General features: G+C 70.0%; 22 protein-coding genes. 8 read left to right on the forward strand and 14 right to left on the reverse strand.

What is annotated here, in order from left to right; genetic code table 11:
• Positions 1-6 precede the first annotated feature (6 nt).
• The gene (locus tag Q0D75_RS00725) at positions 7-534 is read left to right on the forward strand and encodes a MarR family transcriptional regulator (RefSeq protein ID WP_291048181.1); all 528 of its coding nucleotides are present in this window, start codon (positions 7-9) and stop codon (positions 532-534) included.
• Complete coding sequence (locus Q0D75_RS00730) at positions 531-1,010, forward strand: MarR family transcriptional regulator (RefSeq protein ID WP_291048184.1); 480 nt, start codon at positions 531-533, stop codon at positions 1,008-1,010. The genes Q0D75_RS00725 and Q0D75_RS00730 overlap by 4 nt, the downstream gene beginning before the upstream one ends.
• Positions 1,011-1,029: 19 nt before the next feature.
• Here Q0D75_RS00730 and Q0D75_RS00735 read toward each other — a convergent pair whose 3' ends face one another.
• From Q0D75_RS00735 to Q0D75_RS00745, 3 genes are read right to left on the reverse strand one after another with little or no spacing between them, the layout of a single operon-like run.
• The gene (locus Q0D75_RS00735) at positions 1,030-2,157 is read right to left on the reverse strand and encodes a hypothetical protein (RefSeq protein WP_291048186.1); all 1,128 of its coding nucleotides are present in this window, start codon (positions 2,155-2,157) and stop codon (positions 1,030-1,032) included.
• Positions 2,158-2,216: 59 nt separating this feature from the next.
• The gene (locus tag Q0D75_RS00740; RefSeq protein ID WP_291048188.1) at positions 2,217-3,419 is read right to left on the reverse strand and encodes an ATP-binding protein; all 1,203 of its coding nucleotides are present in this window, start codon (positions 3,417-3,419) and stop codon (positions 2,217-2,219) included.
• Positions 3,420-3,477: 58 nt separating this feature from the next.
• On the reverse strand, positions 3,478-4,185 hold the full coding sequence (locus Q0D75_RS00745) for a hypothetical protein (RefSeq protein ID WP_291048190.1): 708 nt from the start codon (positions 4,183-4,185) through the stop codon (positions 3,478-3,480).
• Positions 4,186-4,287: 102 nt separating this feature from the next.
• On the opposite strand from Q0D75_RS00745, the gene Q0D75_RS00750 reads away from it, so the two are divergent.
• Positions 4,288-5,922: a HAMP domain-containing sensor histidine kinase gene (locus Q0D75_RS00750; protein WP_291048192.1), complete on the forward strand. Its 1,635-nt coding sequence runs from the start codon at positions 4,288-4,290 to the stop codon at positions 5,920-5,922.
• Between the two features lie 72 nt (positions 5,923-5,994).
• Complete coding sequence (locus Q0D75_RS00755; RefSeq protein ID WP_291048194.1) at positions 5,995-7,161, forward strand: GGDEF domain-containing protein; 1,167 nt, start codon at positions 5,995-5,997, stop codon at positions 7,159-7,161.
• Here the strand turns inward: Q0D75_RS00755 and Q0D75_RS00760 are convergent.
• Entirely contained in the window at positions 7,158-7,805 is a 648-nt protein-coding gene (locus Q0D75_RS00760) for a hypothetical protein (RefSeq protein ID WP_291048197.1), read from the reverse strand. The genes Q0D75_RS00755 and Q0D75_RS00760 overlap by 4 nt on opposite strands.
• Positions 7,806-7,910: 105 nt before the next feature.
• Between Q0D75_RS00760 and Q0D75_RS00765 the strand changes: the two genes are divergently transcribed.
• Together Q0D75_RS00765 and Q0D75_RS00770 are read left to right on the forward strand one after the other, a co-directional pair.
• A complete protein-coding gene (locus Q0D75_RS00765) occupies positions 7,911-9,356 on the forward strand; it encodes a glycosyltransferase (protein WP_291048200.1) in 1,446 nt (481 codons plus the stop codon).
• Positions 9,353-9,763, forward strand: a complete 411-nt coding sequence (locus tag Q0D75_RS00770; protein WP_291048203.1) for a hypothetical protein — start codon at positions 9,353-9,355, stop codon at positions 9,761-9,763. Before Q0D75_RS00765 ends, Q0D75_RS00770 begins: the two co-directional genes overlap by 4 nt.
• Positions 9,764-9,774: 11 nt before the next feature.
• On the opposite strand, the gene Q0D75_RS00775 is transcribed toward Q0D75_RS00770, so the two are convergent.
• Positions 9,775-10,698 (reverse strand): response regulator transcription factor, encoded by a 924-nt coding sequence (locus tag Q0D75_RS00775; RefSeq protein WP_291048206.1) that lies wholly within the window; start codon positions 10,696-10,698, stop codon positions 9,775-9,777.
• A gap of 32 nt (positions 10,699-10,730) precedes the next feature.
• Between Q0D75_RS00775 and Q0D75_RS00780 the strand changes: the two genes are divergently transcribed.
• The gene (locus tag Q0D75_RS00780; RefSeq protein ID WP_291048208.1) at positions 10,731-11,141 is read left to right on the forward strand and encodes a hypothetical protein; all 411 of its coding nucleotides are present in this window, start codon (positions 10,731-10,733) and stop codon (positions 11,139-11,141) included.
• Positions 11,142-11,150: 9 nt separating this feature from the next.
• Here the strand turns inward: Q0D75_RS00780 and Q0D75_RS00785 are convergent, their stop codons facing one another.
• From Q0D75_RS00785 to Q0D75_RS00805, 5 genes are all read right to left on the reverse strand, one after another.
• Complete coding sequence (locus Q0D75_RS00785) at positions 11,151-12,140, reverse strand: glycoside hydrolase family 6 protein (protein ID WP_291048211.1); 990 nt, start codon at positions 12,138-12,140, stop codon at positions 11,151-11,153.
• Positions 12,141-12,173: 33 nt separating this feature from the next.
• Complete coding sequence (locus Q0D75_RS00790) at positions 12,174-14,636, reverse strand: EAL domain-containing protein (RefSeq protein WP_291048213.1); 2,463 nt, start codon at positions 14,634-14,636, stop codon at positions 12,174-12,176.
• 39 nt (positions 14,637-14,675) lie between these two features.
• Entirely contained in the window at positions 14,676-15,401 is a 726-nt protein-coding gene (locus tag Q0D75_RS00795; RefSeq protein ID WP_291048216.1) for an SGNH/GDSL hydrolase family protein, read from the reverse strand.
• A gap of 90 nt (positions 15,402-15,491) precedes the next feature.
• Positions 15,492-16,538, reverse strand: a complete 1,047-nt coding sequence (locus Q0D75_RS00800) for an aspartate-semialdehyde dehydrogenase (protein ID WP_291048218.1) — start codon at positions 16,536-16,538, stop codon at positions 15,492-15,494.
• Between the two features lie 31 nt (positions 16,539-16,569).
• The gene (locus Q0D75_RS00805) at positions 16,570-17,892 is read right to left on the reverse strand and encodes an aspartate kinase (protein WP_291048221.1); all 1,323 of its coding nucleotides are present in this window, start codon (positions 17,890-17,892) and stop codon (positions 16,570-16,572) included.
• A 144-nt stretch (positions 17,893-18,036) separates the two neighbouring features.
• Between Q0D75_RS00805 and Q0D75_RS00810 the strand changes: the two genes are divergently transcribed.
• Positions 18,037-18,285: a hypothetical protein gene (locus tag Q0D75_RS00810; RefSeq protein WP_291048223.1), complete on the forward strand. Its 249-nt coding sequence runs from the start codon at positions 18,037-18,039 to the stop codon at positions 18,283-18,285.
• Positions 18,286-18,301: 16 nt separating this feature from the next.
• On the opposite strand, the gene Q0D75_RS00815 is transcribed toward Q0D75_RS00810, so the two are convergent.
• The 4 genes from Q0D75_RS00815 to Q0D75_RS00830 form a co-directional block, all read right to left on the reverse strand.
• A complete protein-coding gene (locus Q0D75_RS00815) occupies positions 18,302-20,281 on the reverse strand; it encodes a bifunctional 3'-5' exonuclease/DNA polymerase (protein ID WP_291048225.1) in 1,980 nt (659 codons plus the stop codon).
• 130 nt (positions 20,282-20,411) lie between these two features.
• A complete protein-coding gene (gene recR / locus Q0D75_RS00820) occupies positions 20,412-21,011 on the reverse strand; it encodes a recombination mediator RecR (RefSeq protein WP_291048227.1) in 600 nt (199 codons plus the stop codon).
• Positions 21,012-21,087: 76 nt separating this feature from the next.
• Positions 21,088-23,709 carry a DNA polymerase III subunit gamma and tau gene (locus Q0D75_RS00825; protein ID WP_291048229.1) on the reverse strand — a complete coding sequence of 874 codons (2,622 nt, stop codon included), beginning with the start codon at positions 23,707-23,709 and terminating at the stop codon, positions 21,088-21,090.
• A gap of 249 nt (positions 23,710-23,958) precedes the next feature.
• The gene (locus tag Q0D75_RS00830; protein WP_291048231.1) at positions 23,959-24,432 is read right to left on the reverse strand and encodes a GNAT family N-acetyltransferase; all 474 of its coding nucleotides are present in this window, start codon (positions 24,430-24,432) and stop codon (positions 23,959-23,961) included.
• Positions 24,433-24,495 lie beyond the last annotated feature (63 nt).

Genomic DNA, 24,495 nt, shown 5'->3' on the forward strand with positions numbered 1-24,495 from the left:
TGTGCCATGACCTCGGACCGAACGGATTCGGCGCGGCACTATTGGTACGGAGACGGCTCCGAGCGCTCGCGCAGCATCGCGGTGCTCGAAGCGCTGCGCGGGTTCCGCGCCGCCGAGTCGGCCCAGCGCCGGCGCTCCCAGATCTCACTCGGTCTCGGCGAGAACGACATCCTGGCGATGCGCTACCTGTTGAGGGCGAACGAGGAAGGCCGGTCGGTCGGCCCGAAAGAGCTCGCGCACTATCTCGGAATCACCAGTGCGTCGATCACCGTGTTGCTCGACCGGCTCGAGAAGGCGGATCGCATCCGCCGCGAACCGAGCCCCTTCGACCGGCGCGCCCTCATCATCGTGCCGGCCGTGCCGACCGACGAGATCGCGATCGCGACGCTCGGCGAGGTGCGTGAGGAGCTGATCCAGGTGATCGAGGCGCTCTCCCCCGACGACGCGGAGCTCGTCATCCGGTTCCTGGCCGAGATGCGGGAGGCGCTCGACCAGATCGACAATCACGCCTACGCGAACGAGGAGCACCGATGAGCGAGCGAGCCGACCACGGTGTGAGCCACCGCACCGCGGCGGTCATGAACGAGTTGCAGGCGTACCGCGCCGCAGAAGAGGCCATGCGCCGGCGCACCCGCGAGTCGATGAAGATGGGCGAGAACGATCTCACCGCCCTGCGGTTTCTGCTGAAGGCGCAGCGCGAGGGCCGGGTGGTCACACCCGGCGCCTTGGCCGAGCACCTGAGCATGAAGTCGGCCTCGGTGACGGTGATGCTCGACCGCCTCACCAAATCCGGTCACGTCAGCCGCGCCCCGCATCCGAGCGACCGGCGCTCGCTGGCCGTGCTGGCCACCCCGGGATCCGACGCCGAGGTGCGCGCCACACTGGGCGACATGCACAGCCGGATGATGGAGGCGGCCGGCCACCTCGACGACCGCGAGGCTCAGGTGGTGCGCGACTTCCTGCTGGCGCTGACCGCCGCGACCACTCCCGCTCCCGCCGCCACGGCCTGAGGCGATCCGGGCCGGCGATCTAGCCCAGGCGGTCGATGTCGAACTGCACGAGCAGTTCACACCCGACCACCTGCTCGGTGGCCGTGCGGAACATCAGCCGGGTCATCCGGATGAAGGGCAGCACGTCGGTGCGCAGGGCCCGCACGTCATCGCTCGAGCAGCGCACCATGCCGAAGCGATCGGACTCGCCTTCCAGCAGCTCCAGGATGATCGATCCCTTCTCGGTGTGCGGCGACGATTCCAGCGCGATCAGCAGGGCCCGGATGGTGGCGCGGTCGTCTTCGTGCAGGCGCACCGAGAGGGCGCTCTCGTCGACCAGCACGCTCACGTGGTCGCCGAGCGAGTCCTGCTGGGCCGTGGTGTCGAGCGCCCTCTGCAGGCCCTCAGCCAGTTCGGCGGCCCGCAGGCGGTCGGCCTCGGTGAGCACTCCGCTCTGCCGAACGCGGCCGAGGAAGGGCACGATGTCGCTGCGCAGCCCGCCGATGCCGCCCACCACGTCGTCGTCGACGAACGCCTGGCGCAGCGCGTCGAGTTGCTGGTCGCGCTCGTCGGCCTGCTCCAGCCGTTCCGCGTAGATCCCGTAGAGCAGCGACCGGGCGTAGGCGACCGAGCCCAGCCCGAGCGCGAGGATCGGCGCCAGCGCCACCAGAACGGTGACCGGAACGGGGATGACCGTGTCGCGGAAGCTCATCAGCGCGTGCAGCACCACCAGGATGAGCACCACGACGGAGGAGACCGTCACATAGGTGCCGAGCTCCGTGTGGGTTCGGAAGGGCGCCGCCGCCATCAGGGCGAGACCCAGGGTGATCAGGCCCCAGTCGTCGCGCACGACGATGTTCGTGCCGAGGCAGCTGAGCGAGTTCAGCACGGTCGCGATCGCGATCAGGGCGAACGCCGTGGCGAAGCGATCCGAGCTCACACCCAGGTCGAAGCGGAACGCGCTGCGCAGGAACCAGCCGAAGCCGGCGGCCAGCACCACCAGCGCCGCCACCGCCAGCGGCCAGGACGAGATCTGGTCGGTGGTGCTGAGGGTGACCCCGATCGCGACCAGCATCGAGACGACCGCCACCACCACCAGGAATCCGCGCGCGCTGATCGAGGCCAGCGGGTCGAGCTGTAGCGCCGTGGTGCCGCGCGGCGGTCGCATCCGCGGTACCGCCTGCACCCGGGGTGCCTGGGCGACCGGCGGCGTGCTCCGGCGGCCGATCACGAATAACCGCCCGGCACGGTCACGAACACGGCGGTACCCGCGCCCGGTCGCGACCAGATCTGCACGGTCCCGCCGATCTCCACGATGTTGTCGACCACGATCATCCGCAGCCCCACATCCTGCTCGGTGGTCTGGTCGAGATCGAAGCCCACCCCGGCATCCGACACCATCACGCTCAGCTCGGGAGGGCTGGACATCACGGCGATCTCGGCCTCCATCACGCCGGAATGCTGCACCACGTTGTCCAGGCACTCCACCAAGGCGCGCTCGAGGCTGCGGCTCACCGTGGTGCTGAGCGCATTGACCGCGCTGAGGTCGCCCGTGACCCGGATGTGCAGCCCCTTCTGCTCGCCGTCGCGCACCGCGCCGAGCAGCACCGGCACCTTCGCCAGCTTGCGGGTGGCCGACCCGTGCACTCCGGGGGCGTCCAGGATCAGCCGCACGTCGGCGAGGTTCGCCAGGTCCCGATCGATCCCCTGGCGGTGCTCGAGCCCCAGCTCGCCCGGCTCGGCCGTCGCGAGCGCGCGCAGATCGGCCAGCACGTTCTCCGTCAGCCAGGTCGAGGCGCGGTCGTGGAAACGGCTGAGCGCCACATCGCGCTCCTCGGCGAGCGCCGCCCCGGCCATCAGCGCGGTGCCCCGGGCGGCCTCGCGCCGGCCGAGCCAGAGCGAGCAGACCAGCAACGTCACCGCGACGTAGGAGGCGAGCACCGGCACATCCACCGCCAGCGGCATCCCCTGCTGCCAGGCCGCGACCTGCACGAGACCGGGACCGGCCAGGAACGCGATCGTGCCGAGCGACAACGACTTCGCCAGGGAGCGGGCCGGGATGCCCACCACGAGCACGGCGAACTCGGGCATCGACAGCAGCACGTAATCGCTCGAGGGGGTCGGTCCCGGCACCTGCACCGAGACCTCGGTGGCCACCAGGGCGAAGAAGTAGAGGCCGGCGCAGGCGAGCAGCGTGAACAACAACGCGTGCCAGTACACCTCCGCGCGCAGGGCGAGCACCACCCCGACGCCGCTCGCCAGCAGTCCGATCAGCCCGAGCGTGATGTCCCAGCGCCCGGTCACCGGGATGAACAGCGTCGCCACCGCGAACGTGGCCGCGAGGAAGACGCAGGCCAGCCACGTTCCCGCCCGGCTGAGGGCCCGGCTCGTCGCCACGCCCTCGACATCCGCCGCTATCTGTAGTGTCACCCGTGCCCCTCACAGTTCCGAGCACGACGTCGCGCCGGTCACCGACCCACTGGCGATTTTAGGCCAGGTAGCCGTCCTCGGCCGCGCGCTGCATCAAGTCCTGCTTCTTGTCGGCGTTCCGGCCCTCCGAGGCGTACTGCTCGCGCACCCGCTTGAGGGAGTTCTTGACGGCCTGGATATTGGTGCCGAGCACCATCGCGACCTCCACCGGGCTGTGGCCGGAGGCGTACAGGCGCAGCGTCTCCTCCTCGTCTTCGGAGAATCGGATGGCGACGGCCGCCGGCGTGGCGCGTGCGACCGCCTCCGCCGCGTGCCCGCCCTCCGGCCCGCTGCGGCCGGCGGGCTCATCCCACGCCACACCCGTGGCCGTGCGGCGGGCGAGGGCACGGCGGACCGCATCCACGAGCTCGCTCGCGGGGCGGGTCTTCGACACGTAGGCGGCGGCGCCGGCCGCTCGCACCCGGCGTTCCAGGGCCGGCTCCTCGCCGTCGCCGGTCACCACGACGGCGGTGCCGGCCGTCAGGCAGATCCGGATGCGCGCCTCCAGCGCCACGCTGTCGCCCAGCTGCTGATCCATGACGAGCACCTCGGGCCAGGCCTGCGCATCGCGGATCAGGTCGGGCCACGACCGGGCGCACACCGTCACCCGCAGATCCGCGGCCTGCGCGGCGATCCAGGCGCCCAGCCCGTCGAGCACCAGTGCGTGGGCGTCGAGCAGGCCGATCGAATGCGGCGCGCGGCCGAGCACAGTACCCTCTGTCGTCAACTCCCCCACCCCTGCTGGGATGATACAAGCCCCCCGAACGGGCGTCCAATCGTCAGGCTGCGCCGCACGAGCGCGGGATCGTCATGGCTGTACCCTCGACACATGAGCTCGGGCAGCGACTACACCGAGGCGGAGCGCCGGTCTCGCTTCGATCGTGCCGTCTTCCAGTCCCAGCTCCTGTTCGCCGCCGCTCTGCTTCTTCTGGTGTGCGCCGCCTACCTGTTCCAGCCGAGCGCCGTGCTCGACGTCCGTTTCTTCGGCGGCATCGCCGTCGTCTTCACCCTCACCGGGGCGTCGGCCCTGGTGCCCTGGTCGAAGCTCCCGCGGTGGTGCACCGCCCTGGTGCCGCTGGTCGACATCCTGGCCATCATCGCGATACGGCTCGGCAACCCCGACCTCGGAGCGGGACTGCTGCTGGTGTTCCCCGTCATCTGGCTCTCCAGCTACTTCGGCTTCACCGGCGCGCTCGTCAGCGTACTGAGCTCCTCGGTGCTGGTCTGGGCCAGCGCCATCCTGGCCGCCGCCCCGCTCTCGCTGAACAGCATCCCGTCCCTGCTGGTGCTGCCGATCACGCTCGCGTTCATCGCCACCACCACCCTCTCGACCTCCAGCCGCACGGCCGCCCAACGAGGGCTCCTTCGTCAGCAGGCCGACCTGCTGGAGGTCGCACTGCGCCGCGCACGCCGCCAGGAGCAGACGCTCGACGAGGTGCTGAACGCGGTGACCTTCGGCGTTGTCGCCTTCGGCAAAGACGGTGTGCAGACCATCCTGAACCGCGCTCATCGCGCGTACCAGACGGAGTTCGGGCTGCCGGAGACCAGTGTCGAGCATCCGGTGATGTACAAACCCGATCGGGTCACCCCCTACGACGACGACGAGCGCCCCTTCTTCCGGGCGACCGGCGGGGAGCGCTTCGACGACATGGTGGCCTGGCTCGGCGCGCCGGGTGAGCACCGGATCGCGCTCTCGATCAGCTCGCGGCCTCTCACCACGGCCGACGGCGCCCCCGACGGCGGCGTGATGGTGTCACGCGACGTGACCGCCGAGATCAACGCCATCCAGGCCCGCGACGACCTGGTGGCCTCGGTGTCGCACGAGCTGCGCACGCCGCTGACCTCGATTCTCGGCTACCTCGAACTCGCTCTGGACGACGAGACCCTCGATCCCTCCACCCGGTCGATGCTCGAGGTGGCCTCGGCCAACTCGGATCGGCTGCTCGCGCTGGTGGCCGACCTGCTGACGGCCGCCAGCGAGAAGGACCAGCAGATCGTGATGTCGTTCAGCCAGTGCGATCTCTCCGAGATCGTGGCGCAGGCGATCGAGGCGCAGCGCCTGGCCGCGAGCGAGCGAGGCATCGTGCTGCAGAACAGCGTGCAGGGGCCGGTGCTGCTGGAGGCCGACGGATTCCGGCTCCGGCAGGTCGTCGACAACCTTCTCACCAACGCCATCAAGTACAACGTCGAGAACGGCCGGGTGTCGGTGCAGGTCGAGGCCGACGATTCGATCGTCCGCCTGGTCGTCAGCGACACCGGCATCGGGCTCAGCGACCTCGAGCAGTCCAAGCTCTTCGACCGGTACTTCCGGGCCGAGGGTGTGCGCCAGTCCAGCATCCACGGGTCGGGCCTCGGGCTCACCATCAGCCGCGACATCGTGCGGCGCCACGGCGGCGATCTCACCGTCGCGAGCACCGTCGGTGTGGGTACGACCTTCACCGCATCCGTTCCGCGCCGACGGTGAACTCCGACTGACGCTAAACTCCGACTGGGTGCAGTTCGACCCGACGGATGCCGGTGGGACGGGGGCGGGGCGATGACGTTGGACGACAGCACCCTGCTCATGATCTCGGGCCTCGTGATCATCCTCTGCGGCGTCTCCTTCATCCTCAACACCGCCATGCGGCGCAACGACGCCTCGGGCCGGCTGTGGAGCATCTCGTTCATCACCGGCATGCTCACCGCCCTCTCGTTCTCGGTGTGGAGCGTCGCTCCCGAGACCTGGTGGGTGCTGGTGATCGGCAACTCCGCGTACGTCATCTCGATCGGCGCCATCTGGTCGGGCTCACGCGTGTTCAACGGCCGTGGTCCGCTGATCTGGATCCCGCTGGCCGCCGGTGGCCTCACCGCGCTCTTCACGGCGCTCGAGGGCCCGGATGCCGGGCCGTGGACGGGTTCCACCAGCCTGTTCATCGGCATCACCGTGTTCGCCGGCCTCGGCGCCGCCGAGACGATGCGGGCCAGGATGCGTCGCAACCTCAATGCGCGCATCCTCAGCTTCTGCCTCTGGATCGTCTGCGCCTATTACGTGATGCGCACCTCGATCTTCGTGTCGCTCGGCCCCGACAGCGCCATCTTCCAGGACTACTTCGGATCGGGCATCACGACCGTGATCACCATCCTGCTCGTGCTGCTCAGCACGATCTCGATGTCGATCCTCCAGGCCGAGCGTTCCGGCGCCCGGGCGCTGGGCGACGTGACCGTGGGCGTGCACTCGGTCGTCGGCGTGCTCTCCGCGGCCTCGTTCATGCAGCAGTGGGCCGACTGGGTGGAGCGCGCCTCCTTCAACGGCGACCGGCTGGCGATGATCGCGATGGACGTCGACAACCTGCCGCAGATGAACACCGCCTTCGGCCGCACCTTCGGCGACACCGCGATCCGCTCGGTGGCACAGATCATCCGTCACTACGCCCCCACCACGTCGCTGCTCGGTCACACGGGCGCCGGGCGCTTCGTGATCGTGGTGGTGACGGCCTCCACCACCGACGCCGAGCAGCTGGCGATCCGGCTGCAGACCGCTCTCGTCGACGAGCCGATCGACCCCGAGCAGTCCCTGCGCGCCACGGCGAGCTTCGGTGTGGTCGACACCGACGCCTTCGGCTACGGCCTCCCAGTGCTGCGCCGGGCCCTCGACGACAGCACCCTCCAGGCCCGCGAAGAGGGCGGCAACCGCATCGTGGTCGCGAGGCGCACGGCAGTTTAGGGCTGGGCTATGGCGATCGTGAGCTGGTCGGACGCCGTCTGCTTCGAGTAGTCGCCCGAGGCGGGGGCCGTCTGGAGGAGGATCTCGTAGGTGAAGGAGAGGGTGACCGAGGTGGCCGTGGGATCCAGCGCCGGCAGGATGAAGGTCTGGCTGTAGGAGTACGGGTCTTTGATGTAGTAGCCGGGGGCCACCGAGGCCTGGTCGGCGATGGGGCTCGGTGCGGGCAGCGGGCCGTCGGGGCCGGAGACCGCAGGGGTGAGCGTGACGCGCGAGAGGTAGAAGCTCTGGCCCTGGTCGCTGCCCAGCACGCCGGAGAGCGAGAAGGTGAGCGGCTTGTTGGCGTCGGCGGTCCACTCGTCCATCGCCAGCGTCGAGTAGTAGTTGATGGTGAGCGCGATGTCGCCGGCCTGCAGCTGGTGCCGCGCCGATCCGCTGGCCAGCTCGTTGATGACCGGCGTGATGGTGGCCGGAAGGGTGGGGGTGGCTGAGGCGCTGGGCGTGTCGGCGGCATCGGTGTTGAAGCCGGGCTGGTCCCACGGGGCGGTGCCGCACGCGCTCAGCGCGACCGTGGCCGCGAGGGCGAGACCGCCGGCGAGAGCGCCTCGAACCGCGCGTCGGCGGCCGAATCGTGCTGTGCCTGGCATCCGAACACCCTTTCCCAAATGACCTGATCCAATCTTAAGCTGATCTTGACGCGACCCTAGCGCATTGTCGGGGGAACGCTTGCAGCCATGGGGGAGACTGAATTCATGACCGAGATCAACCCGTACGTGACGGATCGCAGCGATCTGAGCGACGAGCGCGACGACTTCCAGAACGACTTCATCGAGTCGGTGGAGTCGCTGCCCTCCTACCGCCCCACCATCGGCTGCATCATCCCGGCCTACAACGAGGCGGAGTCGATCGGCGCCGTGCTGGAGTCGCTGCTCAACCAGACCCGCCTCCCCGACGTCATCCACGTGGTCGTGAACAACACCACCGACGACACCGTGAAGATCGCCGCCCAGTACGCGGGCCCGCACCTCAAAGAGGTCGACGGGGTCGAGCAGTTCACCGAGGTGTACGTGCACGACATCGGCAAGAACAAGGACAAGAAGGTCGGCGCCCTCAACTACGGCTACCAGCTGATCGAGGGATGCGACTTCCTGCTCGGCGTCGACGGCGACACCACCGCCGCTCCCGACGCGGTGGAGCGCCTCGCCGAGGAGATCACCTCCGACTCCCGCATCGGCGGCATCTCGGCGATCTTCTCGATCGACGACGCACCGATCGAGGGCTTCGTGGCGAAGTTCCTGATCACCGGCCAGCGCTTCCAGTTCGCCGCCTTCAACATGCAGAACATGCTGAAGGGCCGCAACATGGCGGTGCTCGGCGGCCAGTTCTCCATCTTCAGCACGAAGGCGCTGCGCCAGATCATGGTGGAGAACCACCAGAACACGCCCTGGGTGAAGGACAGCGAGGTGGAGGACTCGCTGCTCTCGCTGCAGATCAAGAGCGCCGGCTACCTCACCAAGATCTCCGCACAGGCTCGCGCCGACGTCGGCGGGATGACGACCCTGCGCGGCCTCGACGGCCAGCAGGTGAAGTGGAACTTCGGGGCCATCGAGCTGATGTGGCCGGGGCAGCGCGGCGACACGAAGGGCCAGCCCTTCCACCCGAACCTGCGCCTGCGCTGGCTCGAGAACCTCTCGATGCTCACCAACCTGGTCACCCGCGTGCTCTTCGTGCTGCTGCTCATGGGCTCGCTCTCGATCAGCGCCTTCGTGTTCTCGCCGATCTGGCTGATCCCCCCGGTGATCGCCATCCTGCTGAACCTCCGCACCGCGCTGTCGATGAAGAACCGCAACAAACGCGACATCTTCTTCGCCCTGTTCCTCTTCCCGGCCGAGATCTACATGTGGGTCAGGCTCGGCCACTTCCTCCGGGCCTGGACGAAGTTCCTCAGCAAGAAGCAGACCGACAACTGGGCCGCTCAGGCCAAGGCCGAGCGCGGCCGCGGCAACGGCTACCTGGTGCCGCTGGTCATCCTCGTGCTCGTGGTGGCCGTGCTCGTCCTGGTCTGGTTCGTGCTCGACCCGTTCACCCAGTCGACCATCCTCTGGATCGGCTGGCCGGTGCTCGGCGTCATCACCATTCTGCAGACCATCACGATGACCGCCAAGGTGCTCACGCGCTACCGGGGGTACAAGGTTTGACGCAGGTCTACATCGAACACGACGTGATGCTGTCGCTGCTCACCGCGGTGGGCGACGAAGAGGGTCGCGGACGGTTCGTGCACGATTTCATCAACCTCTGGGAGACCCGATCCCAGAGGTTGATGAAAGCACTCGGCAGCCAGGATTTCGAGGATGCCGACGTCGTGCTGCTGAGTATCCGCAGCAGCAGCACCATGCTCGGCGCATGGCCTCTCGAGGCCATCGCCGGCATGGTGCATTCTTCGGTGAAGGCCCACGATCTGGCGGGCAGCATGAGCCATCTGGCCCGGCTGCACGAGGTGGGCTCGAACACCTGCCGCGAACTGCTCCAGCGGCTGGAGACGATGCGCGTCAGCGGGGCGCGACCGGTCAGCGGATCGGCCGCCGGCGGATCCGGGCAGGCCTGATCCTGGTGGCCTCAGTCTGCTTCGGAGGCCGCCAGACGATAGCCCACACCGCGCACCGTCTCGATCCAGCGCGGGGTCGTGATGCTGTCGGCGAGCTTGCGACGCAGGTTCGCCATGTGCACCTCGATCGCGCGCTTGTCGGCCTCGCTCACGAAGTGGGCGGTGACGTAGCTCTCGCCGCGCAGCAGCAGCGCCAGGTCGGCCTTGCTGCGCACGCGCCGCTGGCTCTCCATCAGGGCGTTCAGCAGGTCGAACTCGCTGCGGGTCAGCTCGATGGCCTTGCCGTCTTTCTCGGCGAGACGCATCTCGGAGTTGACGAACAGGGCGTTGTGCTCGATCCAGCCGTCTTCACGGTCGTAGTTCTTGGGACCGGCCGGCTCGACGACGGCCGCGGGCTCGGCGGCTACCGTAGCGGGAGCCTGCACCGGTGCGGGCTCGTAGGCGGTCGGAGCGCCGTACGCCGGTGCGGGAGCCGCCGCCGGAGCGAACGGGGCCGTGGGAGCCGGCGCCTGCGCGGCCGGCGCGACCGGGCCGGAACCGTCGACCGCGAGCACCTGACGGGGCCTGCGCATCATCGCCTCGACCCGGGCGCGCAGCTCGCGCGGGCGGAAGGGCTTCGTGAGGTAGTCGTCGGCGCCGGCCTCGAGGCCTTGAAGGGTGTCGATCTCCTCGTCGCGCGCCGTGAGCATCACCAGGTAGGTGTTGCTGAAGGCCCGGATGCGCTTCGCGGCCTCGAAGCCGTCGATGCCGGGCATGCTGACGTCGAGGGTGGTCACCATCGGGTCGTAGGCGCGAACCGCCTGCACGCCGTCGAGACCGTTTCCGGTGGCGATGACCTCGAAACCCGCCTGGGTCAAGACCGTCTCCAGCAGATGGCGGATGTCGGCATCATCCTCGATGATCACCGCGACGCGTCGTTCCGAATTGGTGTCCATTGCCACGATCGTACCAACGGATGGGGCCGACGATGAGTCTTTCCGGTGGACGGCCCGAACGGGTGGCGGTACTCAGCCAGGACGAGGCCTACAGCGCGGGACTCCGCGAGTGGTTCCGCGCTCACGATCCGGAACTGGCCGTGGTGCTGGAGTCGACCCGGTGGGGCGACCTGCTGCAGGCGGCGGACTTCCCACCCGAGCTCGTGCTGCTGGACGCCGCCACCTCGGGGCGCAGCTCCGTCGCGTCGCGCGTTCGTACGGTGCGCGCATCCGGGGCCGCCGTGATCGTGCTGAGCCGCGCCGACGAGGAAGATGCCGCCGCCGCACAGCTCGCCCTGTCATCGGGCGCCTTCAGCGTGCTGCCCAAATCCGTCCCTCTGGGGCTGATCGGCGAGGTCGCCCGGGCTGCGGTCGGTCTCGGCGTGGTGACGGCGGAGGACTGACGGTCGCTGCTACCAGCCCGCGTCGGCGGCGAGTTCGAGGGCGTTGGCACTCCACCATTCGCCCGCGACCGGACCACCGTTGCACTCGCCGTCGCTCTCGCCCGGCGGCTTCACCCAGAGGTTCGCATCCTGGGCCGAGCCCGACTTCGTGGCCGCGGGTTCAGCTCCCAGCGCCCGGCCCGACGGGTTGCACCACTCGCCCGTGGAGCCGTTGCCGTTGCGGCCGGTGTCGATCACGTAGTGCGCTCCCCCGGTGAGGCCCGAGATCTCGTTCGCGTAGTACTGCTCGCGATCGGTGGAGTTGTAGTTCGAGACGTTGGTGGAGAAGCCGCGCGCCCGGCTCACGCCGGCCTTGTTCAGCAGGTCGGCCATGTCGGCGGCCGGCCCCCAGTTGGAGTGCCCGGCGTCGATGTACACGGTGAGTCCGGCGCCGGCCAGGGTGTCGACGGATGCCCCGACCTCCGAGAGCCGTTCATCGACGTTGTCGCACTCGTCGGCCAGCGCCAGCGCGTCCGGCTCGAGGATGATCACGGCGTCGCTGCCGGAGAGCGCCGACGCGATCTCCTGCACCCACACCGGGTACTCCTCGGCCGAGAGGCCGCCGCCGGAGTAGTTGCCGCAGTCGCGGTTGGGGATGCCGTAGACCGTGAAGACGGGCGACTGACCGAGCTTCTCGGCCTGGCCCACGAGATCGGAGACGTACCCGCCGATCTCGCCGGTCGGATGCTTCTCCGGCGTCAGCCAGATAGCGGTCGGCACGGCCGCGATCTTCTCGAACGTCGCCGCGTCGGCGGTGTCGCCGGCCGTCGTGGCATCCTTCGCCGCGGTCGCCGCCTTGGAATCGGGATCCACGAAGAGGGTCTTGCCCGCGAACGGATTGTCGGACGCGACGCCGCCCTGGCCGAGGATCGCGCCGATCCCCACCACCATGGCGCCCAGCACGGCCACGATCGCGACGACCGCGACGCCCAGGCCGACCCGCGGCAGAACTCTGTTCACGAAGGCCCTCCCGGTCTGGACAGTGCCCCCAGCCTACCGGGCAGCGCCCCCCGCGCTCTGCTCGGTGACCGAGCTGGCTCGGCCCACCGTTCCCGCAGCACCATAGGCCTTCAGGCGCGACATGGTCTGCGCGAACGGCACGGGCCGGCCGTAGAAGAAGCCCTGCGCGTGCCGCACGCCGATCCCCACGAGAACGTCGACGGCATCCTGGGTCTCGATGCCCTCGACCACCGTGGAGTAGTCGAACGCGTCGCCGAACCCCTGCAGCGCGCGCACCACCTCGCGCTGGCGGGTGTCGTCGAGGTTGTCGACCAGCGAGCGGTCGATCTTCAGGATGTCCATCGGGATGCGCACCAGGGCGCCCACGCTGGAGGCCTCGGAACCGTAGTCGTCGAGGGCGATCAGCATGCCGAGCTGGCGGAAGTGCTCGGCCTGGGCGCGCAGGTCGTCGTCGATGTCCTTCGTGGAGCGCTCGTTGAGCTCGAGGCAGAGCGAGACATCCGGATACCGCGGCACGATGTCCTTCAGGAACGCGCCGACGTGCTCGTCGCGGATCTGCTCGACCTCGAGGTTGATGGTCATCATCGTGATGCTCGGCACGATCTTGCGGAACTCCCGCGCCGACTTCAGCGAGGCCTCGATCACCTGTTTGGTGAGCAGGTCCATCCGGCCGAGGCCCTTGGCCTTCTCGATCAGCGACGAGGTCGAGATGCGGCCGAGCTCCGGATGCGTGTACCGCACCAGCGACTCGAACGCCCAGATCTTGTCCTCGACCGTGTTGACGATGGGCTGGTAGACCACGTTCAGCACGCCGTCGTCGATGGCCTTCGCCACGATCTCGTTGATGCGGCTGGAACGGTGCGGCGAGATGCCGATGCTGCTCTCGAATGAGGGGCCGCCCTGGCGGCGGGACTTCTTGATGGCCAGCATCGAATGGTCGGCGTCGACCACGATCGACTGAGGATCCGTCTCCTGGTGCCCGGAATAGGCCAGGCCCACGCTCACCAGCGGGCGGTACTCGCGACCGCCGAGGGTGGCGGGAGCGCCGATGTTGGCCACGATGTGATCGGCCACGGCCTTCGACTCGGCCAGCGACTGCAGCTTGGTGAGGATGACGACGAACTCGTCGCCGCCGACGCGCGCCACGAAGTCGTGCGGGCGCACGCTCGCCCGCAGACGGGTGGCGACGGTGGAGAGCACCTCGTCGCCGATGTGGTGGCCCTCGGTGTCGTTCAGGCGCTTGAACTGGTCGAGGTCGATGAACAGCACCGCGATGCCTGAGGCGTAGCTGCGGTCTTCGTTCAGGCGCGCGAGCGAACGCTGGAAGGCGTTGTAGTTGGGCAGGCCGGTGAGCGAGTCGCGGTCGACCCGGTCGAGCAGGGTGTCGTAGGCGCCGCGCACGCGAGCCGTCTCCGACGCGATGTGCCCGATGGCGTCGAGCGCCAGCTCGTCGTCGGGGGTGAAGGGCACTCCCCCGCTCTTGCGGCTGGCCACGAGATACTCGGTGGGCTCGACCGCGTCTTGCTGGTGCTCCTGGCTGACGTCGTCTTCGTCGGTGAGTACGGCATCCGGATCCAGCTGCGGGTCGGTGGCGTCGATCGCCGAGAACCGCGCACCGATCTCGTTGCGGCCCGGCGGGGTGCGGCGCACCTCGAACTCGGTGGCGTCGATGGCGCGGCGGGCGAAGTCGACCATCGAGACCTTCGGGTCTTGCAGCACGTCCCAGGGCAGCGCTCGCGCGGCATCCACGACCCCGCTCAGTCGGCGCTCGCTGCTGCGGGTCTGCCGGCGCTTGGCGGCGCTGTAGAAGATCAGGGCGACGATCAGCAGCGGCACCGTGTCGCGGGCCAGGCGCAGCTCTTCTTCGGGTCCGTCGACGAGGTCGAGGGCACCGGTGTTGACCACGAACACGGCGACCGCCACGAGCGAGGTGAGCGCGAGCACGCCGAGCAGACGCCACGGGCTCAGGCCGTCGACGCCGCGGGAGCGGTCGATGTTCCAGCGACCGCCGTCACGCAGGAATTCGATGACGAGCACGACGATCATGTGGGCGGCGATGCCCGCGACGATCGCCGCCGCCTCCCAGACGCCCCAGACGATGAGCACGCGCGAGACGCTCACGAAGGTGATGCCGCCGATCGCCGCCACGCCCGACCACTGCGCGGCCATCCAGGGCGAGCGCGAGGTGACCGCCTTCGAGACGTAGAAGGCCACCACCCAGAGGCCGACGTCGAGCACCGGGTTCTCCCCGACGGCGCCGATCACGAGCAGGGCACTGGCCACGCCGAAGGGCGGGAGCCCGGGCACGCGACCGACCGGGAGCTGGTACACCGCGGTGACCCCGACGCTGAGCAGGAAGACGAGGCACGCGACCACGCTCGGTGGCGGATCGAGGGCGCCCGCGACGACGCCGACGACCACGGTCGCGACGGCGATGGCGGCCAGCAACGCCGAGACGGCGACCGACGCCTTGCGCTGCTCCGAGTGCTCCACCATGCCGTGAGCTTATCCGCTGGCGGGGCTCGCCCGGCGCGGTCAGAGGCCGAGTCCGCGCAGTGCGGCATCCATCTTCTCGGCCATCGCCGCATAGCCCTCGTCGTTGGGGTGCAGACCGTCGGAGGCCATCCACTCCGGATGGCCCTCGATCCAGTGCGAGGCATCGGGAATGTAGTCGGCGCCGATGTCCTCGGCCCCGGCCTTCACCCAGTCGATGATCTGCTGCACCGAGTCGGGGCGCTCGTCGGTGTACCAGAACGGCTCCACCACGATGATGCGAGCCTCCGGGAGCTCGCTCTTCAATGTCTGGAGGTCGGTGCCGATCGCCTCCCGGATGTCGTCGGCCCGCCCGGGCATCGAGAAGTTGTCGTTCAGGCCCATCGTGACGAACAGGATGTCGGGGTCGTCGGCTATGACCTTGCTCACCTCGTCGTCGGCGGAGTAGTCCGGCGGCGTGCTGGAGCGGTTGTTCACGAACCCCAGCCCGTTGACGCTCGGGTTGAATTCGCTCCACCCGCGCTGCCCGCTCACGATGCTCGACCACCGTTTCGCCGGGTCGCTCGCCCCCGTGCCCAGGGTGTAGGAGTCTCCGTAGAACGCCACTTTCACGGCATCCGGATCGGCGGCCGCGCCGGTCGCCGGATCGGCGCTGCCCACGCCGCTCTCACTGCGCGACGACAGCTGCACGATCGCGAAGACCACGATCACGACCGCCGCCACGAAGGCGACCCCGATGAGCAGAACATTCCGAGAGGCCTGGGTCATACGCATGATTCGGATCCGAACCGGTTTCCGATGGGCGGCGCGACCGCCAGAGGCCCCTCGCCGCAGGCGAGAGGTCTCTGGCGCAGCTAGTCAGCTCCCCGCGATCACTTCGGCGATCTGCACCGCGTTCAGCGCGGCGCCCTTGCGCAGGTTGTCGTTGCTGATGAACAGCACGAGCCCCTTCTTCCCGGGCGCCGACTGGTCTTGGCGGATGCGGCCCACGTAGCTGGGGTCGTTGCCGGCCGCCTGGAGCGGGGTCGGGACATCGGCGATCTGCACGCCGGGAGCATCCGCCAGCAGTTCGTAGGCGCGCTCGGGGGTGATGTCGTTGGCGAACTCGACGTTGATGCTCAGCGAGTGGCCGGTGAACACCGGCACCCGCACGCAGGTGCCGGCCACACGGAGTTCGGGCAGTTCGAGGATCTTGCGGCTCTCGTTGCGGAGCTTCTTCTCCTCGTCGGTCTCGAGCTCGCCGTCGTCGACGATCGAGCCGGCCAGCGGGATGACGTCGAACGCGATCGGGGCGACGTACTTGACGGGGGCCGGGAAGTCGACCGATCCGCCGTCGTGCACGAGGTTGAGCAGCTTCTCGGGGTCGGCGGTGGCCGCGATGGCCTGGTTCGCCAGCTCTTCGGCACCCGCGAGACCCGATCCGGAGACCGCCTGGTAGGTGCTGACGATGAGCCGCTCGAGGCCGGCCTCGGCATCGAGCACCTTCAGCACAGGCATGGCCGCCATGGTGGTGCAGTTCGGGTTGGCGATGATGCCCTTGACCGCCTGCGTGATGGCGTGCGGGTTGACCTCGGAGACCACGAGGGGCACCTCAGGATCCATCCGCCAGGCGCTGGAGTTGTCGATGACGGTCACGCCGGCGGCGGCGAAGCGGGGGGCCTGGGCGCGCGATCCGGTGGCGCCGGCCGAGAACAGGGCGATGTCCAGACCCGTGGGGTCGGCGGTCTCGACGTCTTCGACGACGATGTCCTGGCCCTTGAAGGGCAGCACCGTGCCGGCGCTGCGGGCGGTGGCGAAGAAGCGGATGCTCTCGATCGGGAAGTCGCGCTCCTCGAGGAGGCGGCGCATGACCTTGCCGACCTGACCGGTTGCGCCCACGACGCCGACGTTCAGTGCCTTGCTCACGGTGTGTCCTTCGTTCTCAGGATGTTCGGGGCTAGCGGCCGGTGCCGGCGTGCACGACGGCCTCGACGTCGGCGTCGAGGCCGAAGGCGGTGTGCACCACGCGGAGGGCGTCGTTGATCGTGTCGGCGCGGGTGACCACCGAGATGCGGATCTCCGAGGTGGAGATCATCTCGATGTTGATGCCGGCCTCGTAGAGCGCGGTGAACAGCTTCGCCGAGACGCCGGCGTTGGTGCGCATACCGGCGCCGACGAGCGCGAGCTTGCCGATCTGGTCGTCGTACTGCAGCGCCTTGAAGCCGGAATCCTCCTGCTCGGCACGGAGGGCGGTCAGCACGAGCTGGCCCTCGGTCTTCGGCAGCGTGAACGAGATGTCGGTGAGACCGGTGGAGGCCGCCGACACGTTCTGCACGATCATGTCGATGTTCGCACCGGTCTTGGCCACGACCGTGAAGATCTGTGCGGCCTTTCCGGGGATGTCGGGCACGCCGACGACGGTGATCTTCGCTTCGCTGAGGTCGGTGGCGACGCCGGCGATCATGGGTTCTTCCACGAGGCCCTCACTTCCAGACGGGGTGACGGATGATCCGGGCACGACGGCGGGGCCGTTCGGCTCGGTCTCTGTCGGGTTGTAGACGATGGTGCCCTCGTTGTTGTTGAACGACGAGCGCACGTGCAGGGTGACGCCGTGGCGCCGGGCGTATTCCACGGCGCGGATGTAGAGCACCTTCGCACCGTTGGCCGCGAGCTCGAGCATCTCTTCGCTCGTGATGCGGTCGATCTTGCGCGCTCTGGGAACCAGACGCGGATCGGAGGTGAAGATGCCGTCGACGTCGGTGTAGATCTCGCACACGTCGGCATTCAGCGCCGCGGCGAGCGCGACGGCCGTGGTGTCGGAACCGCCGCGGCCGAGCGTGGTGATGTCTTTGGTATCGCGGTTGAAGCCCTGGAAACCGGCGACGATCACGATCGCGCCCTCGTCGAGCGCCTCGCGCAGGCGCACCGGCGTGACATCCACGATTCGCGCGGAGCCGTGCGTGGCATCCGTGATCATGCCGGCCTGGCTGCCGGTGAAGCTGCGGGCGTCGTGGCCGAGGCTCTCGATCGCCATGGCGAGCAGGGCCATCGAGATGCGCTCGCCGGCCGAGAGCAGCATGTCCATCTCGCGCGGGGCGGGGATGGGGGCCACCTCGTGGGCGAGGTCGAGCAGTTCGTCGGTGGTGTCGCCCATGGCGCTCACCGCGACCACGACCTCGTTGCCGGCCTTGCGGGCCTCCACGATGCGCTTCGCGACCCGCTTGATGCTCTCCGCGTTGGCGACCGACGAACCGCCGAACTTCTGAACGATCAAGCTCACGGGGACTCCTGGAGAGGCGGGGCGGGGAAGCGGGTCGCACAGAACCCGACTGCCGAGTATATCGCGGCGGGGTCGGGCCGTATTCCCAGCGCGGTGTCACCGGGGGTTCACCTGCGCTTAAGGCGAGCGCTTTAGCGTGCTGGAATGAGCAGCACCAACTGGACCAAGACCGCCCTCCGCGCCCGCCTCCGGGCGGATCTCGCGCTGGACACCGCGGCGCACGGCCGCGTGGTGACGCCGGAGCTCGCCGGCCGGCGGCTGGAGTACCTGCGGATCGTCGCGGGCGTCGATCGTGGCTCGCTGTCGGCCGACGACGGGGCCTCGGCGTTCGAACTGCTGGGGCGCTCGGTGGAGTCGGCCGCGGTCGGCTCGGGCATCGCAACCGCCGCCTGACCGGAACCGCCCGCGGTCACTTGGCCTGGTCGTAGCGGTCGACGATCGCGACCGTCACGGGGAACTCCACCGGCGCCTGACCGAAGATGAGGCGCCCGGCCTCGGCCGCCGCCTCGCGGAGCTGCCCGGCCACCTGCTCGGCGAGCGCAGCGGGCGTGTGCACCATCACCTCGTCGTGCAGGAAGAACGCGAGGTGGGGACGCTGCTCGAGTCGAGCATCCGTGGGGCCGTCGCCGAGCGCCCAGAGGCGCCGGCGGATCGAGCTGATCCAGCACAGCGCCCACTCGGCCGCGGTGCCCTGCACCACGAAGTTGCGGGTGAACCGGCCCCAGCTGCGCGACGACTGGCGGGCACGGGAGCGCACGGCTTCGGACGCGCCGTCCGCCGCCGCCGCGTCGCGCAGGTCGAGCCAGTCGTCGCTCGGGCGCGGGCTCGTGCGGCCGAGCCTCGTCGAGACCCGGTTGCCCGCCTCGCCGGTGCGGGCGGCGGCCTCCACGAAGGCGATCGCCGCGGGGTACGCCCGCGCCAGGCGCGGCAGCATCCGGCCGCTCTCGCCCGTGGTGCCGCCGTACATGGCGCCGAGCATCCCGAGCTTGGCGTGCGGGCGGGTATCGACGGCGCCCGAGGCCACGATGCCGTCGTAGAGGTCGCGTCCGCGACCCGCCTCGGCCATCGCGCGGTCCCCCGCCAGGGCGGCGAGGATGCGCGGCTCGAGCTGGGCGGCATCCGCCACCACGAGCAGATGACCGGGGTCGGCGCGCACCGCGCTCCGCACCGCCTTCGGCAGCTGGAGGGCGCCGCCGCCCTCCGAGGCCCAGCGCCCGGTGACGACGCCACCCGGGATGTAGGTGGGGTGGAAACGGCCGTCGCGCACCCAGGTGTCGCTCCAGTTCCAGCCGTTGGCGGTGAGGATGCGGGCCCGCTTCTTGTAGTCGAGCAGGGGCGGGATGGCGGGGTGGTCGATGCGGGTGAGGTCCCACGAGCGGGTACTGTCGACGCGGATGCCTGCGCGCCGCAGGGACTTCAGCAGTTCGGCCGGGGAGTCGGGGTTGGCCGTGGGATCGCCGAGGGCCTCCCGGATCTGTGCGAGCAGGGCCTCGAGCTTGGCCGGGCGCGGATCGGGATCGCCGGGCCTCGCGCCCGGCGGCCGCTGCGGACGGGGGCCCAGCAGCTCTTCGAGGAGCTCGTCGTGGCGTTCGGCGCTGTAGGGGAGGCCCGCGTGCCGCATCTCGGCGGCGACGAGGGCACCGGCCGACTCGGCCGCCGTGAGCAGCGCGATGCGACTCGGGTCGGTGGCCTCGGCCACGGCGGTGCGCTGGGCGCGGAACTCCACGAGTTCGTCCGGCTCCTCGGCCGGGGCGGACCGGTCGGCGACCGTTGGGCCGTTCGAGGCACCGACGGCGGAGGCGGGAGCGGCGTCACCGCCGCCGGCACCTCGCCCGTGTTCGGCGGTGCGCTCGGTGTTGGTGGTTGGTGCGGCGGCGGCGCTTCGACCCCGCCCGGCGGCAGTGCGTTCGGCGTTGGTGGTGTGTGCGGCGCCGGCCTGCCCGGTCGTCGACCGGCCTGGCGGGTCGTCGACCACAGCGAAAAGAGTGTCGTCGAACAGAGCGGTCTGAGGGGGCGAGGCGGCCAGGGTCGACCCGGCATCCGGATCGGGCTCCGCCAGACGGGCGGCAGCCTGATCCCAGTGCGAGAGAGCGGATCGGGCGAGCGAGGTAGTGGCGGTCAGCTCAGAGGCGCGGAGGATCGTGTGCACCAGCCGCAGGTCGTGGCAGCGCTCGATGCGCACCCCGGCGGCGAGCAGCCCGGGGTACCAGCGCGCGGTGTCGTCCCAGACCCAGCGCGGGTGATGCTCCCGTTCGAGGCGCGCGACCGCTCGTGCGAGCTCCTCCCGCGGGAAGACGACGGTGTCGGCGGCAGCAGCGGCATCCGGTCCGAGAAGCGAGGCGTGCACGTGGCCGTCAGGCGCCTCGGAGAGGACGATGAACTCGATCACGGCGTTCTAACCGGCTCGGTTCGGTTCAAAAAGCTGCAAATAACGCCGACCGGGGGCATATACGGCCTCGGTGTGGCTGATTTGCAGCCTTTTGGAACGACGCCGGGCGCTGCGGCCTCGGGCATGCGGGTCAGTTCTCGACCAGGCGGCGCCCCTCGAAGGCCCGGCCCAGCGTGACTTCGTCGGCGTACTCGAGGTCGCCGCCCACCGGGAGGCCCGAGGCCAGACGGGTGACGCGGATCTCGAGGGTGGTGAGCAGGCGCGAGAGGTAGGTGGCCGTGGCCTCGCCCTCGAGGTTGGGGTCGGTGGCGATGATGACCTCGGTGACCGTGCCGTCGGCGAGGCGCTGCATCAGTTCGCGGATGCGCAGATTGTCGGGTCCGATGCCGTCGATAGGGCTGATCGCGCCGCCGAGCACGTGGTACAGCCCCCGGAACTCCCGGGTGCGCTCGATGGCGACCACGTCTTTGGCCTCCTCCACCACGCAGATCAGGTTCTGCGAGCGGCGCGGGTCACGGCAGATACCGCAGGTCTCCTGCTCGGAGACGTTGCCGCAGACCTGGCAGAAGTGCACCTTGTCGCGCACATCGGTGAGGATCTCGGCGAGCCGGCTCACGTCGAACGACTCCGTCTGCACGATGTGGAACGCGATCCGCTGGGCCGACTTGGGGCCGATACCGGGCAGGCGGCCGAGTTCGTCGATGAGCTCTTGGACGATTCCTTCGTACATGGTGGGGGCCTCTCAGCGGATGCTCGCCGGTCGTCGTGTCGGTGTGGGGGCAGGGAGAACCCGGTGGGCGGTTCGCTCAGCCCTCGCGGCCGGGGAGCGGTTGCTCTTCGATGAAGTTCGCCCCGAGGATCTCGCGCACCACGGCCTCGCCGTAGCGGGCGCGGCCGCCCGCCGTGGCCGCCGGGGGGCGGGTGGGCACGGATCGCACCTGCCCTGGAGCGGATGCCGGCGGGGTGGCACCCGCAGCGGGCGCTGCGGATGCGGCGGCCTGCGCGGGCGGGGTGGGTGGAGCGGGCGAAGTGGCGCGATCGGGCGAAGCGGCCTGAGCGGGCGGAGCGGCATGCGCGGGCGGCGTGACCTGACCGGCCGCGGAAGCACCGGCCGGAGAGGATCCGGGCGCGACGGCGATGGCACCGGGCACGCTGTCGGCACGATCGGCGGGGAGCTCGGGCTCGTCGCTCGGCATCGGCTCGTCGGCGAGAGGAGGCTCGTCGTCGCTCGAGGTCGGGATCGCGACCACGTCCCAGCTGGTGGTCGGAGCAGCGCTCCGACCGGCCGCGGCTGCCGACGGCGCGCCGGTGGAACGAGCCTGCTCGGAGCGCGCCGGCGAGGCGGGGCGCTGCGCCGACGCGGACGGCGGCGCCGAAGCGCGGGAAGGTGCCGGAGAGGAAGCCTGCGCCGGGGCGGGAGCCTCCGTCTGCGCGGCCGGAGAGGGGCTCGGCGCAGCAGCCCCCGACCGGCCCGATGCGGGGGCACCGGAAGGGCCGGACGCCGCGGCATCCGACGGGCCGGACGCGGCGGCTCCGGCCGGAGAAGAACCGGCTGGAGCCGTGCTGGATGGAGAATGATCGGTCGGGGCGTCACCAGCAGGGGCAGTGCCGGCCGATGCAGATGCGGGAGCCGCCGCGGCCGCGCGCTCGTCGGGAGACGGCTCGTCGTGCGGGCGCAGCGACGTGTCGACGTTCGCGCGGTACATCACACGCAGGCCCAGCACATCGAGGATGGCCTGGCGGAGGAACTCGCTGACGCCCTGCCCGGGAGCCGAGCGCTCCTTGAAGCTCGCGACGTCGTTCTCGCTCGGGAAGGCGAGCGTCAGCACGTCGCCGTCGAGCGCTCGCACCTGCGCGGTGTAGACCACGAGCCAGGCCGTCATCTTGGCCTTCTGCACGGCCTCGAGGATCTCGGGCCAGGCATCCTTCATCTGCTGCAGCGTGACCTCGCCCGCCGCGGCGGAGACGGCGGCCGGTGACTCCGCCGGGGCAGCCGCGGTCACAGCCGCATCGGCAGCCGCGACGGGCACTGCGGGCTGCGGCACAGCCACGACGTCGGGCGTAACCACTGGCGACTCCGTCGGAGTGCTCCTCGCAGCGGGCGCGTCGGACGCCGAAGCCGGCGCGGCGGCGGGCACTCTCGGCGTCGGCGCGGAAGCGGCAGGCGGCAGCGACGAAGCGGGTACGGCCGGGCTCGGCGCGGCCGTACGTTCGGCAGATGCCGTCCCGACAGCGGCGTGCGTCGACCGACCCGCATCCGGACCGTCCACGCCGATACGCCGCTCGAGCCGCTCGACGCGGGCGAGCGCACCGCGCTGCGAGTCATCGGAGGCCGGCACCAGGGCCCGCGCCACCATCAGCTCGAGGTGCAGACGCGGCGAGGTCGCACCCGTCATCTCGGTCAGCGCCGCATTGACGATGTCGGCCAGCCGCGAGAGCTCGGCGTGCCCGAACAGGGCCGCCTGGCGGCGCATCACCTCGATCTCGTCGGCCGGCACCCCGCGCAGCACGGCGGACGCCTGCTCGCGGGTGGCCTCGACCACGATGATGTCGCGCACGCGCTCGAGCAGGTCTTCGACGAAGCGCCGCGGATCCTGCCCCGTCTGGATGACCCGGTCGACCGCGTCGAAGGCCGCAGCCCCGTCGTGCGTGCCGAGCGCGTCGATGGCCTCGGAGAGCAAGGCGCCATGGGTGTAGCCGAGCAGGGCGACCGCGCGCTCGTACTCGACCCGGTTGCTCTCGGAACCGGCGATCAGCTGATCGAGCAGCGACAGGGTGTCACGAGCCGACCCGCCACCCGCCCGCACCACGAGCGGCAGCACGCCCGGAGCCACCTCGACGCCCTCGGCCTCGCACAGCGTCTGCACGTACTCGAGCAGCTGCGCCGGCGGGATGAGCCGGAACGGATAGTGATGCGTGCGCGACCGGATGGTGCCGATCACCTTGTCGGGCTCCGTGGTGGCGAAGATGAACTTGATGTGCTCCGGCGGCTCTTCGACGATCTTGAGCAGCGCGTTGAAACCCTGCGGCGTCACCATGTGCGCCTCGTCGAGGATGAAGATCTTGAAGCGGTCGCGGGCCGGCGCGAAGACCGCGCGCTCGCGCAGGTCGCGCGCGTCGTCGACACCGTTGTGGCTCGCCGCGTCGATCTCGACCACGTCGAGCGAGCCCGGACCGTCGCGCCCCAGCTCGACACAGCTCGGGCAGACCCCGCACGGAGTGTCGGTCGGACCCTCCGCACAGTTCAGGCACCGGGCCAGGATGCGGGCCGACGTCGTCTTGCCGCACCCACGCGGACCGCTGAACAGATAGGCGTGATTGACCCGGTTCGTGCGCAACGCCGTCATGAGCGGATCGGTCACCTGAGACTGCCCGATCATCTCGGCGAAGTTCTCGGGCCGGTAGCGGCGATACAGGGCGGTGGACACCCGCCAACAATACCTCGGGCTACCGACAGTGATGCTTGGCGGGTGGTGCTTGTTGCCGGGGCGCCGGGCTTCGCTCGGCGTCCCGGGGCTGAGCCGGTCCCTGCCCGGCTCAGCGCGACATGTGAGCGCGCGGTCGAGGGACGCGGCCTGCGGTCGCATCCCTCGGCCACACGCTCACCTTGGGTCGGCGGGTACGGCCTGCGGCCTGCCGTCCCGTGACCTCGCTTCGGGCGGGATCGAGTGGGCCGATCAGGGGGTGAGGGCGCGGGCGAAGCAGAGGGAGAGGGGGGAGCCTACGTAGGGGCCGAAGAGGGGGATGGGGGTGTAGCCCTCGCGCTGGTAGAAGCGGATGGCGTCGGGCTGGGCGGTGCCCGTCTCGAGGACGAGGCGGTCCAGGCCGAGACCGCGGGCCTCGTCTTCGAGGGCGCGCAGGATGGCCGTCGAGACTCCGGCGCCACGGGCGGAGGGGTGCACGAACATGCGTTTGATCTCGGCTCCGCCATCGGGGAGCGGGCGCAGACCGCCACAGCCGACCGCCGTGCCGTCGGCGGTGCGGGCCACCAGGAAGATCGGCACACTGTCGGCCGTGGGCTTCGCTCCGGGCTCGTGGTCGTCGCGGCCGTACCGCGCGTCGAGCTCGTCGCGCTGCGCCTGGCGGAGGGCTGCACCGTCCGGGGCGTCGAAGTGCTCGCGGGTGATGGTGACGGCGATCGGGTCGGGCATGCTCTCCTCATCTCGGACGGTTCGGGACCGAAACCATTCAGTCCCGTAACAACCATTACCGTA

Source organism: Herbiconiux sp. (genome assembly GCF_023264855.1).
GTDB lineage: Bacteria > Actinomycetota > Actinomycetes > Actinomycetales > Microbacteriaceae > Herbiconiux.

Bases quoted from the DNA above. Each gene is read 5' to 3' on its own strand.
- Q0D75_RS00750 (WP_291048192.1), top strand. From the start codon at position 4,288: ATGAGCTCGGGCAGCGACTACACCGAGGCGGAGCGCCGGTCTCGCTTC.
- Q0D75_RS00790 (WP_291048213.1), bottom strand. From the start codon at position 14,636: ATGGTGGAGCACTCGGAGCAGCGCAAGGCGTCGGTCGCCGTCTCGGCG.
- Q0D75_RS00755 (WP_291048194.1), top strand. From the start codon at position 5,995: ATGACGTTGGACGACAGCACCCTGCTCATGATCTCGGGCCTCGTGATC.
- Q0D75_RS00765 (WP_291048200.1), top strand. From the start codon at position 7,911: ATGACCGAGATCAACCCGTACGTGACGGATCGCAGCGATCTGAGCGAC.
- Q0D75_RS00725 (WP_291048181.1), top strand. From the start codon at position 7: ATGACCTCGGACCGAACGGATTCGGCGCGGCACTATTGGTACGGAGAC.
- Q0D75_RS00760 (WP_291048197.1), bottom strand. From the start codon at position 7,805: ATGCCAGGCACAGCACGATTCGGCCGCCGACGCGCGGTTCGAGGCGCT.
- Q0D75_RS00730 (WP_291048184.1), top strand. From the start codon at position 531: ATGAGCGAGCGAGCCGACCACGGTGTGAGCCACCGCACCGCGGCGGTC.
- Q0D75_RS00810 (WP_291048223.1), top strand. From the start codon at position 18,037: ATGAGCAGCACCAACTGGACCAAGACCGCCCTCCGCGCCCGCCTCCGG.
- Q0D75_RS00795 (WP_291048216.1), bottom strand. From the start codon at position 15,401: ATGACCCAGGCCTCTCGGAATGTTCTGCTCATCGGGGTCGCCTTCGTG.
- recR (WP_291048227.1), bottom strand. From the start codon at position 21,011: ATGTACGAAGGAATCGTCCAAGAGCTCATCGACGAACTCGGCCGCCTG.
- Q0D75_RS00775 (WP_291048206.1), bottom strand. From the start codon at position 10,698: ATGGACACCAATTCGGAACGACGCGTCGCGGTGATCATCGAGGATGAT.
- Q0D75_RS00780 (WP_291048208.1), top strand. From the start codon at position 10,731: ATGAGTCTTTCCGGTGGACGGCCCGAACGGGTGGCGGTACTCAGCCAG.
- Q0D75_RS00735 (WP_291048186.1), bottom strand. From the start codon at position 2,157: ATGCGACCGCCGCGCGGCACCACGGCGCTACAGCTCGACCCGCTGGCC.
- Q0D75_RS00830 (WP_291048231.1), bottom strand. From the start codon at position 24,432: ATGCCCGACCCGATCGCCGTCACCATCACCCGCGAGCACTTCGACGCC.